This window comes from Pseudomonas sp. OA65 (genome assembly GCF_017498305.1).
GTDB classification, from domain to species: Bacteria; Pseudomonadota; Gammaproteobacteria; order Pseudomonadales; family Pseudomonadaceae; genus Aquipseudomonas; species Aquipseudomonas zanjanensis.
Map to the genome: position 1 here is coordinate 74802 of NZ_JAGDEZ010000015.1, position 19093 is coordinate 93894.

At 60.1% G+C, this 19093-nt stretch carries 11 protein-coding genes; 4 read left to right on the top strand and 7 right to left on the bottom strand.

Annotated elements, in window-relative coordinates:
* Nucleotides 1–112: 112 nt before the first annotated feature.
* The 7 genes from J3361_RS29710 to J3361_RS15075 all read right to left on the bottom strand — a co-directional run bounded on the left by J3361_RS29710 (nt 113) and on the right by J3361_RS15075 (nt 6495).
* Nucleotides 113–238, bottom strand: coding sequence for a hypothetical protein (locus J3361_RS29710; RefSeq protein WP_256587218.1), 126 nt, complete (start codon nt 236–238; stop codon nt 113–115).
* A gap of 175 nt (nt 239–413) precedes the next feature.
* On the bottom strand, nt 414–593 hold the full coding sequence (locus J3361_RS15050) for a hypothetical protein (RefSeq protein ID WP_018611529.1): 180 nt from the start codon (nt 591–593) through the stop codon (nt 414–416).
* 159 nt (nt 594–752) lie between these two features.
* Nucleotides 753–1925 (bottom strand): lactonase family protein, encoded by a 1173-nt coding sequence (locus J3361_RS15055; RefSeq protein ID WP_207965251.1) that lies wholly within the window; start codon nt 1923–1925, stop codon nt 753–755.
* Nucleotides 1912–2208, bottom strand: coding sequence for a DUF5629 family protein (locus tag J3361_RS15060; RefSeq protein ID WP_207965252.1), 297 nt, complete (start codon nt 2206–2208; stop codon nt 1912–1914). The genes J3361_RS15055 and J3361_RS15060 overlap by 14 nt, the downstream gene beginning before the upstream one ends.
* A gap of 218 nt (nt 2209–2426) precedes the next feature.
* Nucleotides 2427–4007, bottom strand: a complete 1581-nt coding sequence (locus J3361_RS15065) for an aldehyde dehydrogenase (NADP(+)) (protein ID WP_207965253.1) — start codon at nt 4005–4007, stop codon at nt 2427–2429.
* A 13-nt stretch (nt 4008–4020) separates the two neighbouring features.
* Nucleotides 4021–5013, bottom strand: coding sequence for an AraD1 family protein (gene araD1, locus J3361_RS15070; protein WP_207965254.1), 993 nt, complete (start codon nt 5011–5013; stop codon nt 4021–4023).
* A gap of 159 nt (nt 5014–5172) precedes the next feature.
* The gene (locus J3361_RS15075) at nt 5173–6495 is read right to left on the bottom strand and encodes an MFS transporter (RefSeq protein WP_207965255.1); all 1323 of its coding nucleotides are present in this window, start codon (nt 6493–6495) and stop codon (nt 5173–5175) included.
* 193 nt (nt 6496–6688) lie between these two features.
* On the opposite strand from J3361_RS15075, the gene J3361_RS15080 reads away from it, so the two are divergent.
* The 4 genes from J3361_RS15080 to J3361_RS15095 all read left to right on the top strand — a co-directional run bounded on the left by J3361_RS15080 (nt 6689) and on the right by J3361_RS15095 (nt 19048).
* Nucleotides 6689–8425 carry an IlvD/Edd family dehydratase gene (locus J3361_RS15080; RefSeq protein WP_207965256.1) on the top strand — a complete coding sequence of 579 codons (1737 nt, stop codon included), beginning with the start codon at nt 6689–6691 and terminating at the stop codon, nt 8423–8425.
* Nucleotides 8426–8646: 221 nt separating this feature from the next.
* Nucleotides 8647–9372 (top strand): FadR/GntR family transcriptional regulator, encoded by a 726-nt coding sequence (locus tag J3361_RS15085; protein WP_207965257.1) that lies wholly within the window; start codon nt 8647–8649, stop codon nt 9370–9372.
* A gap of 113 nt (nt 9373–9485) precedes the next feature.
* Nucleotides 9486–14168: a DUF6543 domain-containing protein gene (locus tag J3361_RS15090; protein ID WP_207965258.1), complete on the top strand. Its 4683-nt coding sequence runs from the start codon at nt 9486–9488 to the stop codon at nt 14166–14168.
* A gap of 164 nt (nt 14169–14332) precedes the next feature.
* Complete coding sequence (locus tag J3361_RS15095; protein ID WP_207965259.1) at nt 14333–19048, top strand: DUF6543 domain-containing protein; 4716 nt, start codon at nt 14333–14335, stop codon at nt 19046–19048.
* Nucleotides 19049–19093: the final 45 nt, after the last annotated feature.

The window sequence follows — 19093 nt, forward strand, 5'->3', positions numbered from 1 at the left end:
GTTCTCCGTGGGCATGTTTGAATGCCCACAGAATCAATCAAATAAACCGCTATGAGTAGCGACTAATATACATAGTCACCATCAGGTTTATTGATTGATAGAACCTACCCTCTCAGTCACTCAGCAAGCTCAACAATCGCTCACGCGCGACTTCCAGCTCGCCGGCATCCGGCTGGGCAGCCGAAACAATGGGTGTGGAATAGAGGAACAGCAGCATCACTGCCAGACGCATCGCCATGGTGTCGATCCTTATTGGTAAGGAGTCAATTAACTAGCGTCAAATTTAAACACATGGCCATGTGATATCACAACGAGGATTTTCACCCCTGCGCACGAAGCCTGCGATCTTTTCTCTCCATCTGGTACCCCAAGAAAGAAATGAAAAGATCGCAGGCTTCAATGGTCATCGTTATTCAGTGTTGGGTCTTGTGGTCCAGCGCCGCATAGAAGTTGGCGCTTTGTTGCAGGTACTTCTCGGTGTAGCTCTGGGTGCGGTTTTTCTTGTCGCTGATCTCGATGCTGGCACTGGCTGGCAATGCCACGGTGGCGGAAATGGCGGAAGCGGCGATCACGGAAAAAAGATTCAGGTTCATGGCGGTAATCCTCGGATTCAGTTGGCTGATTTGCCCGGTGGGGCCGTGAAGCAAACTTACGCGCCGAGGCGTCTCGCCTTGAAATGCTTTGTAATACTAGCGACTATCAGTCTCGTTGATACAACGGCGAAGGCCCCGAAAATCGAGGCCTTCACGTTATTAAGGCACCAGGAATTTCACATCGCTCGGCGCATCCATGGGCAGCTTCTGGACCGTTTTGCCCAGCAGTCCGGTCTTTGGATCGCGCTCGATGACCACGATCTGGTTGCTCTTCTGATTGGCGATCAAGACGAATTTTTCCCTTGGATCGAGGCTGAACTCCCGGGGGTGATCGCCCTCGACGGAGCGTCGCTGCAGTTCCTTCAAGGTGCCGGAGGCCGGGTCGACAGCGAACACCAGCATTTCGTTGGTGGTGCCACGGTTACTGACATACAGGAACTTGCCGTCCCTGGACGCATGCAACGCTGCCGCCGCTTTACCCGGCTGAGGTTTGCCGTCGGCCAGATCGACCAACTGGCGCTGGGTCAGGCGGCCGTCCTGGTAATCGAGTACCGCGACCTGAGCGGTCATCTCCATCGTCAACCAGGCATGCTTGCCATCGCTACTGAACAACAGATGGCGCGGCCCGCTGCCCGGTGGCAGTTGCACGAAGGGCGGATCGGCAGGGGTCAACGGCAGTTCGGGGTTGGCCTTGGGGTCGTAGCGGTAGACAAACACCTTGTCCGCCCCCAAGTCATTGGCGAACACATAGTTGCCGTCCGGTGACGGCACCGCGGAATGCACATGAGCGGACTTCTGCCGCTCGGGATTGACCCGACTCGGCTGATGGCTGCCCGACTGGACCACTGGCGCCAGCTTGCCGTCCGCCCCCACCGGCAGCACCACCAAGGTGCCGCCCGGGTTTTCCAGGACGGAGTAGTTACTGACCAGCAAATGCTGGCCATCGTGGCTCAAGCTTGAATGGGTCGGCTCGTTACCCAGGGATTGCATTTGGTTGATCAGGCTGATGGCATGGGTCTTCGGGTCGATGGCGTAGCTGCTGACCTTGCCCACCGGGTCTTTCTGGCCCGGCCCGTTTTCGTTGACCACGAACAGCCGGGTCATGTCCTTGGACAGGGTCAGCCAGGAAGGATTGTCTGTCTTGATCACTTGCAACGGGTTGGCGTCGATCTGGCCGGTGCGGCTGTCGAACTGCAACCGGTAGATGCCTTGGCTCTGGCCCGCCGTGTAGGAACCCACCAACAACTGGTGGTGCTCGCTGGTGTCGGCCTGGACGCCCATGGCGCCCACGCTGCCGGCCATCAACAAGGGCCAGAAACTACGCATCTTCATGATCGGAGTCCTCATCGTCGTGGCCGCTGGTGGCTTCCACGCATTCCAGGTGGTGATCGCCCGAATCGCTGGTGATGATCCAACGCTTCAGGGCTTTGTCGAAGGTCGCAGCCTGCATCTGCGTTGGTGTGAAACGCCAATGTTCGAGGGTGCGGCCATTCATGCACTCAACGTGCAACTGATCTTGCTCGTCGAGGGAGAAATCGAATGCATGCAGCCCATCGATAATCAGCATGTTGCAATGTTCGAGGGCGTGCAGCAGGGTGTCGGTTACGGCAGTCATGGTGATCAGTCGGTCATTGGGAAAGTGCCATGATAACCCAATGTGGGAGTGGGCCTTGGGCCATAAGGTTCGAAAGCGGTGTTGCCTGACATATCGCTTTCGCGAGCAGGCTCGCTCCCACAGGGGATTTACGCTCATCATCAATCTTCTGTGGGAGCGAGCCTGCTCGCGATGAGGCCGGCACATTCAACCTGAATGTAACGACCTCACCGCAACCCTCAGAGCGCCTCGCGCCCCGGCACCCCATCCACCAACCGCTGGATCCCCAGCGGGTTGGCGTTCTTCAGTGGCTCGGGCAACAGGCTGTCCGGGTAGTTCTGGAAGCACACCGGACGCAGGAAGCGATCGATCGCCAATGTACCCACCGAAGTGCCACGGGCATCGGACGTCGCCGGGTAAGGCCCGCCGTGCACCATCGAATCACACACCTCCACGCCGGTCGGATAACCGTTGAGCAGGATACGGCCGACCTTCTGCTCCAGCAACGGCGTCAGTTCGCCGAACTGTTCGAAATCCGCCGGCTCGCCAATCATCGTCGCGGTGAGTTGGCCGTGCAGGCCGTTCAGCGCCGCGGTCAGTTGCGCCTGGTCGGCGACTTCGACAAACACCGTGGTCGGCCCAAAGACTTCTTCTTGCAGCGCCTCGTCACCGTTGATCAGCAGGCTGGCGTCAGCCTTGAACAACTGTGGCTGGGCCTGGTTGCCCTGCTGCTCGCGCCCGGCCAGGTGTTCGATGCCCGGGTGCGCCAGCAGCTTTTGCAGGCCCTTGCCGTAGCTTTGCAGCGTGCCGGCGTTGAGCATGGTCTGGGCAGACTGGTCGCCGATCAGCGCGGCCACCTGTTGGGTGAAGGCGGTGAACTGCGGCGAGCGAATGCCGATCACCAGGCCCGGGTTGGTACAGAATTGGCCGCAGCCCTGCACCACCGAGGCGGTCAGGTCGCGAGCGATGCTTTCGGCGCGGGTTTCCAGCGCCTGGGGCAATACGATCACCGGGTTGATGCTCGACATTTCGGCGAATACCGGGATCGGCTGGGGCCGCGCGGCCGCCATGTCGCACAGGGCACGCCCGCCCTTGAGGGAACCGGTGAAACCCACGGCCTGGATCGCCGGATGCTTGACCAGCCATTCGCCGACGCCACCGCCATAGATCATGTTGAACACACCGGCCGGCATCGCGGTTTTCTCGGCCGCGCGAATGATCGCGTCGGCCACATGTTCTGCCGTGGCCATGTGGCCGCTGTGGGCCTTGAACACCACCGGGCAGCCGGCGGCCAGCGCCGCTGCGGTATCACCACCGGCGGTGGAAAACGCGAGGGGGAAGTTACTGGCGCCGAACACCGCCACCGGGCCGAGGCCGATGCGGTACTGACGCAGGTCCGGACGCGGCAGCGGCGTGCGCTCCGGCAAGGCGCGGTCAATGCGCGCGCCGTAGAAATCACCACGGCGCAGGACCTTGGCGAACAGGCGCATCTGGCCGCTGGTACGACCTCGCTCGCCCTGGATCCGCGCCGCCGGCAAGGCGGTTTCACGGCAGACCACGGCCACGAAATCATCGCCCAAGGCGTCCAGCTCATCGGCAATGGCGTCGAGGAACTCGGCCCGGCGTACCGCACTCAGGCTGCGATAAGTTGGATACGCCGTGGCGGCAGCCTTGGCGGCGGCATCGACTTCTTCGGCCGTGGCCTGGACGAATTCATGGGGCAAGGCCTCGCCGGTGGCGGCGTCGACGCTCTGCAGGCGGGTCTGGCCGGCCGCGCTGCGCGCCCCGCCGATGTAGTTGTGGCCAAGGATCTGGTTCATCGCAAGTCTCCTTTCAAAGTGTGCCGATAGTACCCGGATTGAACACCGCGTCCACCGGGGCAATACCGTTGACCAGCGGCGCGCCGAATTCAGCCTGGCTGATTTCGAACACATCCCCCGGCTGCGTGCGGATGCCATCGGCGAACGATAGGGTCGCGGTGCCGAAGAAGTGAACATGGACGTCCCCCGGGCGCAGGAACTGACTGTATTTGAAGTGATGGAATTCCAGGTTTTCGAGGCTGTGGCACATGTTCGCCTCGCCGCTGAGGAATTCGTTCTGCCACAGCACTTCGCCGTTGCGCAGGATACGACTGGTCCCGGACAGATGTTGAGGCAGTTCACCCACGCGAAGTTCCGGGCCGAAACTGCAACTGCGCAATTTCGAATGGGCTAAGTACAGGTAATTCTTGCGCTCCATCACGTGGTCGGAAAACTCGTTGCCCACGGCAAAGCCCAGGCGATACGGCTTGCCGTCGTGACCGATGACGTACAGGCCGCTGATTTCCGGCTCCTCGCCGGCGTCTTCGGCGAACGGCGGCAACGGAAACGGCTGGCCCGGACGGACGACAATGCTGCCGTCGCCCTTGTAGAACCATTCCGGCTGCACACCGGCCTGCCCGGCCTGGGGCTTGCCGCCCTCCACGCCCCACTTGAAGATGCGCATGGTGTCGGTCATGGTCGCTTCGTCGCCGGCCTGCTGGTGCATCTTGTCCCGGGCCGAGGCGCTGCCCAGATGGGTCAGGCCGGTGCCACTGACCAACAGGTGCGCCGGGTCCGGGTGATCCAGCGGCGGCAGGACGCGCAGCTCACCGAGCAACTGCGCGTAGTCATGGCTGGCACCCAGGCCCAGGCTGTCGACCTGTTGCTCAAGCTTCACACCCGCTTCGATGGCGGCCAGCGCCAACTCGCGCACGGTGCCGGCGCCCTGCACTTCGCGCACTTGATCGCCCTCGACCACACCGACGCGGCGTTCGCCGTTACTCAATTCGAACTGAACTAAACGCATGGGTTTTCTCCCTGTAAACAAATTTTGACCTCGGTGCAGTCCCCTGTGGGAGCGAGCCTGCTCGCGAAAACGGTCTGACAGTCGACATTATTGGTGGATGGAAAACCGCTTTCGCGAGCAGGCTCGCTCCCACAGTTTGATCAGCGTCAGCCCTCAGATTCAGGTACGTGTCGCTCCCCGGGCGCTGGCGGCAAACTGATCCGCCGGCAACACATGCTTGCGCTCCAGCAGGCGGTAGACCACGCCAGTCAACACCAAGCCAAACACCATCACACAGGACAGGAAATACAGCCCCGAAGCCAGGTTGCCGGTGTGCTCCTTCAGCGCACCGATCACGAACGGACCAATGTAGCCACCCAGGTTGCCCACCGAGTTGATCAGCGCGATGCCCGCCGCCGCACTGGCGCCGGCAAAGAACCGTCCCGGCAAGGTCCAGAACACCGCTGTGCAGGAAAACAGCGCGAACGCCACCAGGCACAGCGCCGCCAATTGCAACACCGGCACCGACAACCAGGCGCTGAGGAACAGGCCGATGGCGCCCAGCACGTACAACACGGCCAGGTGACCGTAGCGGTCGTTCAAGCGGTCGGAACTGCGGGGAATGATCAGCAGGCCGACGATGCCGAAAATGTACGGCACCGATGACACGAAACCGGTCACCAGATCGCTGCCGCCGAACTGCTTGATCAGCGTCGGCAACCACAAGCCCAGACCATAGATGCTCAAGGTCACCGGCAGGTAGAACAGCGCCAGCAGCAACACACGCTTGTCCTTGAGGGCATGCAGCGGATTGCCATGGCGGGTCTGGCCGTATTCCTGCAAATCTTTTTTCAGCTCACCGGTCAGCCAGTCCTTCTCGGCCTGGTCCATCCATTTCACTTGTTGCGGGCCATCCGGCAGGTAGCGCAGCACCGGCCAGGTCAACAGCACCGCCGGCAGGCCGATGACAATGAACAGCCATTGCCAGCCATGCAGGCCAAGGATGCCGTCCATGCCCAGCAAGCCGCCGGACACCGGGCCGGTGATCATCATCGCGATGGGTTGGGAGAGAATGAACAGCCCCAGGATCTTGCCGCGATGGCGCACCGGGAACCACTGGGTGATGTAGTAGAGCACGCCCGGGAAGAACCCGGCTTCGGCCGCCCCCAGCAAAAAGCGCATCACATAGAAGCTATGGGGCCCTTGCACGAACGCCATGCCAATGGTGATGGCGCCCCAGGTGATCATTATCCGAGCGAACCAACGCCGAGCACCGAAGCGCTCCAGCATCAGGTTGCTGGGGATTTCCAGCAGGAAATAGCCGATGAAAAACAGCCCTGCACCCAAGCCGTAGGCGGCGTCGCCGATGCCGATGTCGGCGCCCATGTGCAGCTTGGCAAAGCCCACCGCCGAGCGGTCCACATAGGCGATCAGGTACAGCAGGATCAGGAAGGGAATCAGTTTCAGCGTAATGCGGCGAATAAGCCGCAATTCCTGGCTCATGGGACCGGTCTCCGATTGTTGTTGTTATAGAACCTCGGGGGATTTCTCTCGCGAATGGCCGCCAGGACAATCCCTCCGTTGAATCGGACTATATAGTAATACTATTTACCCAACAACACTTCCAAACCGCACAAATTGCGCTTATGTTACGCTTCAGCTAGAACAATATAGTCATACAATAAGAGAATCGATCATGTCTGATAAGAAACCCTCCCTGCGCTCGGCCCAATGGTTTGGCACCGCCGACAAAAACGGCTTCATGTACCGCAGTTGGATGAAAAATCAGGGCATCGCCGACCATCAGTTCCACGGCAAGCCGATCATCGGTATCTGCAACACCTGGTCGGAGCTGACGCCGTGCAACGCGCATTTCCGGCAGATCGCCGAGCACGTCAAGCGTGGCGTGATCGAGGCCGGGGGTTTCCCAGTGGAATTCCCGGTGTTCTCCAACGGCGAATCGAACCTGCGCCCTACCGCCATGCTGACCCGCAACCTGGCGAGCATGGACGTGGAAGAAGCGATTCGCGGCAACCCGATCGACGGCGTGGTGCTGCTTACCGGTTGCGACAAGACCACCCCCGCCCTGCTAATGGGCGCCGCCAGTTGTGACGTACCGGCCATCGTCGTTACCGGCGGGCCGATGCTCAACGGCAAGCACAAAGGCCAGGACATCGGCTCCGGCACTGTGGTCTGGCAATTGAGCGAACAGGTCAAGGCCGGCACCATTACCATCGACGATTTCCTCGCGGCCGAGGGCGGCATGTCCCGCTCGGCCGGTACCTGCAACACCATGGGCACGGCCTCGACGATGGCCTGCATGGCTGAAGCCCTCGGCACTTCCCTGCCCCACAACGCGGCGATTCCGGCCGTGGACGCCCGTCGTTATGTATTGGCCCATATGTCCGGCATGCGTGCAGTGGAAATGGTCCGTGAAGACCTGAAACTGTCGAAGATCCTGACCAAGGAAGCCTTCGAGAACGCCATCCGCGTCAACGCCGCTATCGGTGGCTCGACCAACGCGGTGATCCACCTCAAGGCCATTGCCGGACGCATCGGCGTGCAACTGGACCTGGACGACTGGACCCGCATCGGTCGCGGCATGCCGACCATTGTCGACCTGCAACCGTCCGGGCGTTTCCTGATGGAAGAGTTCTACTACGCCGGCGGCCTGCCCGCCGTGCTGCGGCGCCTGGGCGAAGCCAACCTGATCCCTCACCCGAAGGCGCTGACGGTCAACGGCAAGAGCCTTGGCGACAACACCAAGGACGCACCGATCTACGGCCAGGACGAAGTCATCCGCACCCTCGACAACCCGATCCGCGCCGACGGTGGTATCTGCGTACTGCGGGGTAACCTGGCGCCACTGGGCGCGGTGCTCAAGCCTTCCGCCGCCACCCCTGAGTTGATGCAGCATCGCGGCCGTGCCGTGGTGTTCGAGAACTTCGACGAGTACAAGGCACGGATCAACGACCCCGAGCTCGATGTGGACGCCGACTCGATCCTGGTGATGAAAAACTGCGGGCCAAAGGGTTATCCGGGCATGGCTGAAGTGGGCAACATGGGCTTGCCGGCCAAGCTGCTGGCCCAAGGCGTGACGGACATGGTGCGTATTTCGGACGCGCGCATGAGCGGCACCGCCTACGGCACCGTAGTGCTGCACGTGGCGCCGGAAGCCGCAGCCGGCGGGCCTTTGGCCGCCGTGAAGGAAGGCGACTGGATCGAGCTCGATTGCGCCAGCGGCCGCCTGCACTTGGACATCCCCGACGCCGAACTCGCCGCGCGCCTGGCCGACCTCGCGCCACCGCAACAGCTATTGGTGGGCGGCTACCGCCAGTTGTACATTGACCATGTGCTGCAAGCGGACCAGGGCTGCGACTTCGACTTCCTGGTGGGCTGTCGCGGCGCCGAGGTGCCCCGCCACTCTCACTGACCCAGGTCTCCCTTATGGGAGCAAACTTTGTGGGAGCTGAGCTTGCTCGCGATAGCGGTGTAACAGACAACAGAGATGTTGACTGGAAGTGCCTCATCGCGAGCAAGCTCAGCTCCCACAAAGACTCTTCATCTGCATCAAAAACTCGCACTAGCGACCCGCCATCGCCGCGCCTGCTATCATGCGCAACACCCCCCTCGCACAGGATCGCGCCGCGTCCCATGGATTACCGCAAACCCTCCGACCGCAAAAGCATGCATGCGCGCATCGTCCAGGAACTGGGCATGCAGATCGTCTCCGGGCGCTTCAAGCCGGACGATAAATTGCCCGCCGAAGCCCTGTTGTGCGAAGAGTATGCCGTCAGCCGCCCGGTGCTGCGCGAAGCCACCCGGGTACTGGTCGCCAAGGGGCTGGTGTATTCGCGCCCGCGGGTGGGCACGGTGGTCAAGGCCCGTCGGGAATGGCACATGCTCGACCCGGACGTGCTGCACTGGTTGATGCAAAGCAGCCCGCAGAATGAATTCTTCGGCCTGCTCACCAGCGTGCGCAGCATCATCGAGCCCGCCGCCGCCGCCCTCGCCGCCCAGTTCGCCACCGACGACGACATCGCCGCCATCAGCGAAGCCTACCAGCGCATGGAAGCGGCCCCGACGCCCGAAGCGTTGCTGCAACCGGACCTGGACTTCCACAGTCGTATCGCCGACGCCACTCACAACGACCTGCTCGCCAATCTATGCAACATGTTGTCCGTGGCCATCGCCGAAGCCCTCAAGCACTCCAACCAGCGGCCCAACCTGCATGAACTGGCGATGCCGCGGCACAAGGCGATCCTCACCGCCATCGAGAACCGCGACGCCCTCGGCGCGCGCCACGCGACCCTGGTGCAACTGGACGATGCCCGCAGCGCCTTGAACGTGGTGCTGGGCAGCGATCCCGACCAAGCCTGATACAACCCGCGCCCAGCGGGTGGTATCTATATACCGCACGCGGGGGAAGGGAATCCCGACACTTGACCCTCGTCGTCATTCCGACGGCCGTGAGTTTTGGAAAAGGATTTCTTATGACCTCGCCCTCACACGCTGAAAGCGTCCCCACATTCGAACAGAACGTCAGCCAGCAATTCGCCGGTCGCCCGACTTTCGAGCAAATCGCACAACAAATGCTTGAACAAGCCATCAAGGCAAGGTACCCCTCGCTGATCATCGATCTGGCCCGCACCCACCTGGCGATGCCGGATGCAGCCGCCAAAGGCTGGAGTTTCAAGCCGTTCATGACTTCAGTGCTTGAATACCTGGCGTTCGGCACCCCGGTGGACTTCAGTTCCAGCGGTAGTTTTGACTGTTATCTTTCCGACACGATCCCACGTCGTCTTCGGTCGGATGTCGGCAACCTGGACATGAAGGTGATTGAAAAGCTGGTGCTTGAGCTGCCTTGGACGGTACCCATCGGCCTTGACGACGCACTGGCTCGCTATTGGAATACCGACATCGACAGCAGTCCCAAGCTCGACTCCGGTGTTCACAACAGCCGCTGGCAATGGCTCAGCGACTCACTCAAGAACATGCTGCATATCCAAGGACTGCAACAGCCAGGATTGTCCGAACCGGCGCGCGAAGCCCTGGACCAGATCGTCCGTTGGCCAGACCGTGAGCAACGCTTCAGCCACAACCCTTCTCCCGTCTATGCCTACAGCCTGGGGAGCACCCTCACCCAGGGCACTTCCAGCACCATGCTCTCCAGCAGCGACCTCCTGCTGCTCCACTACTCCCAGAGCGGCCTGGCCATCTTGTTGTGCAGCGCTGGTGGAGCCGTGCAGTCCTTCGACTCGATCGAGGACTTGAACAGCCGCTGGCGTGCTCAGATCGCTGACCGCTATGTCATCGACACTGTCACCTGCAACCGCTACGAGATTGACGGCAACGCCTTTGACACCCAGGCCGCCATGATCCTGGAGCAGCAATTGGCGGATATGAAAATGGTCAGGTTACCTTCCAGCATTGGCGTGCAGGGGCTCAAGGCGCTCTACCGCGAGCTGAGCGATCCGGCTCGATACTTGCGCGACACCCCCCCTCTCAGCGCAGACACCGCGACACGACTCAAGCCGTTACTTCCCGAATGGCTGAAGAACGCCCCCCTTGCCGATCAGACGAGATTCCAACGCTACAGCCTGGCGCTGGCCAGCGTGAAAAAACGCGATCAAGGCCGCGTCCATCTCAACGACATCCGGACGTTCACGGCTGACGCCCTGCTTGCAAAAATGCAGCAAACCAACGACAGCAGCCCGGCCAGGTCCCTATCTCGCTTGTTTCATCCCGACGATGTGGTACTGACGTTCACCGTCTCGGCGGGGTATCCCGGAACCGTGGGTATCAGCGAGAAGAGAACGATGAGTCTGACTCAGTTGGCCATCGACAATCTGATCGCACGGCCCAGTGGCAACCTGAAGCTCAGTCATCGCCTGGGCCTGGCTTTGCCAGCCTGGTTGACGCCAGATTTCATTACTCGCAGGGGCGGATTGATCGAGCAGGTGGACATCGGTACGACTTATCCTCGTTACCTGCAACAGGAACTGCTGGGCGACTCGTCTCAAGCGCAGCTACATCAGCAGATATTTGCCGAACAGGTCTCGGCGCACCTGCCGCTTGAAGCACTGCAAAACACGCTGAATAACGAGAACGGCATGACCCGCCAAGGGCTGCGCCTGGTAGAGGCGGTCCTGCAACCCAACGCCGAAGACCGTCAAGTTGATGGCCGTTCCGTGGTCATGCGGCACTTGGCTTTCCTGCGCACGCCCCAGGCCCGGCCTGACGTTGCGAGCAATATGTTCATCGTCGAGACGCAAGACGTCACGGCCGGTCCGCACGTGTTGTATCGCCCGCTCTATGCGCCCGCGTTGTTGCAATTCCCGACACGCCAGGCATTGTTGCAAGCCGTCGCCACCACCGGGGACTTGCAACACAGCGTCCTGACCTGGCTGTCCGATACAGCTCGGCCGGTGTATGCCAACGGCGGGTTCAAGGAACCGCATATCGTGCGCTTCTACCAGGGTGACGAATTCGACGCCCCCGAAAGGCCCGCGCCGGCCACGCTCGCCATCAACGGAGGCGATGACGAACTGTTGCAATATTTGGCCAATGGCAAGTTGTTGGAGTATCTCTACGGCTGCAATGCCCAAACCCTGATCATCCAGGCTGACCGCGACTCGGTCTCAAACAGCGAAAGCCGCTGGGCTGTGCTGCTCAAGGGCGGCAGCCTGCTGTTCAACACGCTGCTGTTTCCACTGTTGCGCGGCCCGGCCATGGCCAGCGTCTGGCTGTGGAGCCTGATGGCCAGCGCCAGCCAGGATATCCCTGCACTGATCAGCGAAGATCCGGCAACACGGGAGTTGGCCGCTGTTGATTTCCTGGTCAACCTGGCCATGCTGGTGAGCCAGCTATCGTCGATCCGTGCACCTTCGCCTGTGCCCGTGTCGGCATCCATCAAGAACCAAGCGATGCGCGCGCCCGCCCAGCGCGTTGTCCCTGAGCGATGGCCTGCCCCCGCTTTGCCAGACATCCTGGAAGGCTCCGTGGCCTTGCCAGGCGCCGGAACCCCAGGCGCGATCCTCGATTTCAGCTTCACCAATGCCCGTAACCGCCTGACGCCAGAGCAACGGACGCAATTGCGGCGCATGGAAGTGCGACCGCCTACTGCGCTACCGGCCCCCATAAAACTTGGTCCGCTCACGGGCCTGTACCTGATCGAGAACGCCTGGCACGCGCTGGTTGAAGGTCACCTCTATCGAGTCGAGACGGAATCGGACGGCAGCGTAACGGTCATCGACCCAATGACCAAGTCACGCCGGGGACCGCTGTTGCAATCGGATGGCCAAGGCACCTGGTCCCTGGACCTGCGCTTGCGCTTGCGCGCAGGCATGCCCCCCAAACGCACGGCCGAGCAGCGTCGCCTCAATGCGCAAAGAACAATCGATCTGATTAAGGAACTGGGAGACCTCACGGCACAACAAACTCAAAAACAAGATGCCTTGGATATCGCTCAGGCAGTCATGGCGAGAACGGAAGGAGGTCCTTATACCGAGGCACAACGTGCACCGAAACGCAAAGTGTTCTATGACCTGCTTGTCGAGCAGACCGACACCTATTTGAAATTACTGGACAGCGCACCCGAGCGCGCCAGGCTGGGAATCGAATTACCTTCAGGCACCATTCCTCAGCTGATGGAAAACATCGTCAATAATGCCCGTAAAGCGTTTCTCGTCAACCAAACGGAATATGTCGCCATTAATGCGGGCCACCCCCAATTCCAGGAGCCGTCCGCGGTGATGGAAGCCGTCAGGCAAGACTTTCAAGGCTACGTGAAATTCCTCGATGCGATAAGTGATAACAATGACCGCCAAATCCATTGGCTGGAGCTCAAGGACGAATACCTGGATAAATTATTGAACCTGAACACTGCGGGTGCTCAGGTGTTCGAACGGCTGACCAGAGACCGCCCAGTGGATGAACCCAGTGCAACGAGCGTCAAGGCCTTGCAGCTGGCCACACTTCCGGTGCTGGCGATCAAACATGGCGAAACTGATTTGCCCAACAGCCTTTATCGCATTGTCCGCCCCTTGGGGGAGCATGTGCGCACTCACTCGGATCTACGGCTGTACGATTTATCTCCCTCGGATCAACTTCGAATCCTAGAGAGCCTGACCGAGCATTATGGCGAAGCCTTGGACGCACTCCAGGGGATGAAAACCTTATATGTCGAGGATATTCAAGAATCCTATTTCGACAGGCTGGTCGAGGTGGTCAAGGGGCTCTATGAAGAGGTATCCGGGAAGCTCGCGGCAGAAGTCAAACCGGAGCCAAAACCGCGCAGGCGCCAGCCAAGACGTTCGCAACCACCGGCGGGGCGCCCCCGAAAACAAGTGATCAATACCCGTAACAGCGGCGTACTGATCGGCGACCTGAAACCAGCCGGCACGTCGTTGCCGATTGAAGTCGTCGAGCTGCGCTCCGAAGTCGATAACGAGGTAATCGCCACCTATTCACGCCACGATGATGTCTGGGACGTCGTCGAAGTCCAGCGACCGGCTCCCGCGCCCAGAACGAGAGCCGTCAAGACGATACAGGGCGACGCACAGAAGCTGCTCAAACAATTGGACAACCGTCTGCGCCGCGCCGAAGGCTATAAGAAACGCTGCCGCCATCCCCAGGAAATCGAGGAGATCATGAACAATGAGGCGAGTCGCTATCGCACGCTCATGGCGGAACTCGACAGGGCTTTCGCGGCTTCAGGGGCATCACCCTCGCCTGCGGATCAAGCGTTGAGCCAGCAACTGTCCAATGCCATTTCCAGCCTGGCCGCCAAGGGCGCCGCCCTGCGCACCGAATTGAGCCTGGAATTGCCGCCCACCGATGGCAATCTTCAATATTTGTTTGAAAAGAAACTGATCCAGGTCGCGCGACTGGGCGAACGCAAGGCCTTGAAAGGAACCCGCAAGGACTTCCTCCAGGAATACGCGATCAACGACACTGACGGCTTTCCCCTCTGGTACGCGCACTTTCATTACGAAACGGCCGACACACCGAAAGCCGACTACAGCGTCGCGCATTTGAAAACCAAGGAACAACGTCGGGAGCACTACCATTCACTGCTGGCCAAGGCTGATAACACCTATGCAGTGGTGAATGTACACCGTGGTCAGATCGGCAAATTCCTGGCACGCGACAGGTTCCTGCCGTTGGCGCCTTGATCAGGAAGCCGCCGTTCCAGGACTGCGGCTTTTACCTTCAATCATGCAGGCCCAACCACCCTGCGCCTCAACGAGGTGGTATCTATGTACCACCCGCACGAAAAAGGGCAATCGATACTGATTCAGTCGCCAATCCCGGCGACTGAATCAGAAAAGGATTTCCCATGACTTCGCCCACTCCGGCTGACAGCCCCGCTACGTTTACACAAACCATCAGCCAACAGTTTGCCGATCACCCGTCCTTCGAAACAGTCGCGCAGCAGCAACTCGAAAAAGCGATCAAGGCACGCTACCCCACACTGGTCTTCGACCTGCCCACGCTTCAGCTAGCAATGCCGAACGAGGCCGGCGATGGCTGGATTGCCCGGCCGTTCATGGCCTCGGTGCTTGATTATCTCGCTACTGGCACCCCCGTGGACTTCAGCTCAAAAGGCGACTATGACTGTTATCTGAGCGCCGACTTTCCCAAACGCCTGCGTGACGCGGGTGACCAGATCCCGGACGTCAGGATTATCGAAAAACTGCTATTCGAATTGCCCTGGATTCTGCCGATCGCACTGGAAGATGCGCTCATCCACTACTGGAACGCCGAGCTCGATACCCACAGCCACGCCAATCGCTGGCAATGGCTCGGCGATACGCTCAAGCACATCCTGCACATCCGTGGGCTCCAGCAACCGGGCCTCTCCGAGCCGGAGCGCGACGCCTTGGACCAGATCGCTCGGTGGCCAGACCGCGAATACCGCTTCAGCCACAACAAATCCCCGGTCTATGCCTATAGCCTGGAAAGCACCCTTACCCAGGACGGCAACAGCACCGTCTTGCCCACACCAGACATCCTGCTGCAGCACTACACGATTCACGGCCTCGTCATTCTGCTCTGCAGTCCCGGCAGCGCCGTGCGGTCCTTCGCGTCGATGGATGAGTTCAACGCGTATTGGGCGCAACGCATCGCCGACCGCTACATCGTTGATACGGTCAGTTGCCAACGCTACGAAATCGCCGGCAACGCCTTCGACACTCAGGCCGGCATGCTATTGGAGCAACAACTGACCGACCTGCGCTCGGTAAAGCTGCCCTCCACGGTCGGTTGGCCAGACCTGAAAAAACTCTATGCCGACCTGAGCGATCCCGCACGATACCTGACCGACACTCCACAACCCACACCGCAGGCAGCGAAGCCAGTGGGCGCCTTGCTGCCCCAATGGTTGAAGACAGCGCCCCTTGGCGACCAGACCAAATTCCAGCACTACAGCCTGGCGCTGGCCGGTGCCAAGCAACGCAGCGATGGACAGACTTTCCTCAGCGACATCAAGGACATCCGGACCTTTGCCATCGACGCCTTGTCCAGCCGCCTGCAACACACCAATGACGACAGCCGGACAAAGGTCCCGGCCAGCCATTATCACCCTGACGATGTGACGCTGACCTACACCGTCGCCGCAGGATATCCGGGCGCCATCGGCATCAGCGAACCCAGGGTGATGAGCCTGACTGACCTTGCCATCAATAACCTGGTTGCCCGGCCCAGCGGGCAGGTAAAACTCAGCCACCGCCAAGGCCTGGCACTGCCGCAATGGCTGACTAACGAGTTCATCACGCGCAAAAACGGCCTGATCGAACAGGTCGACATCGGTACGACTTACCCCAAATATCTGGAAAGAGCGCTTCTACGTGATAGCGAGAGGGAGAACCGCGAGCGGCGTTTCGCCGAGCAAATGCCGGCGCAGTGGGTGCTCGAGGCACTCCAACAGATGCATACCAAGACAAACGGCATGACCCGTCAAGGCCTGGACTTGATCGAGGCCTTGTTTGCCTCTTCCGCCGAGGAACGACAGGTCGATGGCCGGCCAGTGGTGATTCGGAACCTGGCCTTGCTGCGCAAACCCCAGGCCACACCCGACACGGTGGTCAACATGTTCATTATCGAGTCGAAAGATGCGACCACAGGCCCGCACCTGCTGTACCGACCGCTTGATGCCCCCTCATTGCAACAGTTCACTTCGCGCCAGGCATTGTTCGATGCCATCGCCACCACCGGTCCCCTGCAGGACAGTGTCCTGACCTGGCTGCCCGACACCGCCAGGCCGATCTATGCCAACGGCGGTTTCAAGGAACCGCATATCGTGCGTTTCTACCAAGGCGACGAGTACAGCGTTCCCGACAGGCCCGCTCCGGCCACGCTCGCCGTCGACGAAGCCAGCGGAGAGTTGCTGCAATATTTGGGCAAAGGCGAGTTGATGCAGTACCTCTACGGCGGCAATGCCCATGCCCTGATCGCCCAGGCCGACCGGGCGTCGGTGTCCAACAGCGAAAGCCGCTGGGCATTGCTGCTCAAGGGCGGCAGCCTGCTGTTCAATACACTGCTGTTCCCGCTGTTGCGCGGCCCGGCCATGAGCTGCGTCTGGCTGTTCAACCTGATGCTCAGTGCCCAGAACGACATCCCGGCCCTGACCAGCGAGGATCCGGTCACCCGCGAACTTGCGGCCGTCGACCTGCTACTCAACCTGGCGCTGCTGGCGGTCCAGGTGCCTTCCGTCCGAGTTCCTTTGCGTGTACCCGTGACGGAACCGGTCATGGAACAAGCGATGCGAACTCCGGCACCGCGCGCCGTGCCGCAACAATGGCCCGCACCGCCTACGCCGAAATATATCGAAGGCATCGTTGCCCTGCCCGGCGAACAATCCCACGCACCTACCAGGGCCCTGGATTTCAGCTTCGCCAGCGCCCGCCATCGCCTGACACCGGAACAACAGACCCAACTGCAAGGAATGCAAGTGAATCGGCCCGCCAAGCTGCCCGAACCCATCGTGTTCGGGCCGCTCAAGGGCTTGTACGTCATCGGTGCAAAATGGCACGCCGTGGTTGACCAAGCGCTGTACCCCGTCGACGTGGATGTGGACGACAACGTGAAGATCATCGATCCCCAGGACCCAAGCCGGAACGGTCCGATGTTGAAATCCGACGGCCACGGCAACTGGACCCTGGACCTGAACCTGCGCATGCGGGGAGGCATGCCGAAGAGCCGTATTCAAGAGCTCAAGGAGCGAAAAAAAAAGCTCAACAAGGACCTTGACGACTATCTTGCCAGCCAGGCAAGCCAATCCGCCGACCTAAAAAAAGCCGACCAGAAGGTCCGTGACGGTTGGCCCCGTGACGATGGCAAGCCTCCTAGAGACGAGACGGGTAAGGTGATCACGCCCGAGCAGCATCGACTCGATCGTCAAGCACTTTATGAGCTGCTGGAAAGGCAAATTGCCACTGACTTGAAAATGCTCGCAAGCCAGGACGAGCGCAAATCCCTGAATGTGGAGTTGAAGCGACCTGAGCTTGTGATGATCACCCAGAGTATCTTCCTGCGCGCAGAGATGGCCTATGGCGTCGTCTGCATGGACCTGGAGGCCCTCGCCAATGATTATCCTGGATTTAATACATACCCGACACGCGAACTCGCTCGAAGCAAGGGGCCGAGCTTCCTTGACTTTCATCGGAAAAATGTCTCGTACCGTGAACGGGCGATCCACTGGGCGAAAATAAAGGATGAGCAGCTAGAGAACCTGCTGAACCTCGATGCGACCAGCGTGGCGAATTTCAGCGAATCGCTGCTGACTTTCGATAAAAAACACAAGACAGTCTTAACGCTCCAGGACGCGCAATTGATTACCCTGCCGATAGTGTCAGTCAAGACTCTCGATTCCGACCTGTTCGAAACGTTGTTTGAAATAATCTACCCCTTGTCCATGCAGATCAGCGCTCATTCCAGTATCAAATACTACACCTTGCCACCGTCGGAGCACCTGGCGGTACTGGCAAGCCTGACCGAGCAGTACGGCAGGGCATTGGAAGCTCTCGAGGTGGCAAAAATCCTCTATATCGAGGAGCTCGAGGAAATCTATTTCGACAAGATGGTTTCGCTGGTCAAAGACTTGTACGACGAAGTCTCGGGAAAACTGGCGGCAGAGGTCAAGCCGGAACCGAACCCTCGAAAACGTCCGGCCAAGCCGGCGTTTGATCGCAAGAAAAAGCGCTTGATCATGACCCGCAAAGCTGGCGTTCTGATCGGCGATATCAAACCGGCCGGTACAAACGTGGACGTTGCAGACGGGTCAAGCTTGCCCATTGAAGTCGTTGAGATCCACTCCGAAATCAACGGGGAGGTCCTCGAAACCTACTCCCGCCACGATGATGTCTGGGACGTCGTTGAAGTCCGGCGACCGGCTCCCGCGCCCAGAACGAGAGCCGTCAAGACGATACAGGGCGACGCACAGAAGCTGCTCAAACAATTGGACAACCGTCTGCGCCGCGCCGAAGGCTATAAGAAACGCTGCCGCCATCCCCAGGAAATCGAGGAGATCATGAACAATGAGGCGAGTCGCTATCGCACGCTCATGGCGGAACTCGACAGGGCTTTCGCGGCTTCAGGGGCATCACCCTCGCCTGCGGATCAAGCGTTGAGCCAGCAACTGTCCAATGCCATTTCCAGCCTGGCCGCCAAGGGCGCCGCCCTGCGCACCGAATTGAGCCTGGAATTGCCGCCCACCGATGGCAATCTTCAATATTTGTTTGAAAAGAAACTGATCCAGGTCGCGCGACTGGGCGAACGCAAGGCCTTGAAAGGAGCCCGCAAGGACTTCCTCCAGGAATACGCGATCAACGACACCGATGGTTTTCCCCTTTGGTACGCGCATTTTCATTACGAAACGGCCAACACACCGAAAGCCGATTACAGCGTCGCGCATTTGAAGACCAAGGAACAACGTCGCGAGCACTACCATTCACTGCTGGCCAAGGCTGATAGCCCCTATGCCGTGGTGAATGTACACCGTGGTCAGATCGGCAAATTCCTGGCACGCGACAGGTTCCTGCCGTTGGCGCCTTGATCAAGAAGCCGCAGCCCTGAGCTGCGGCGCTACCCGCCCCAACCA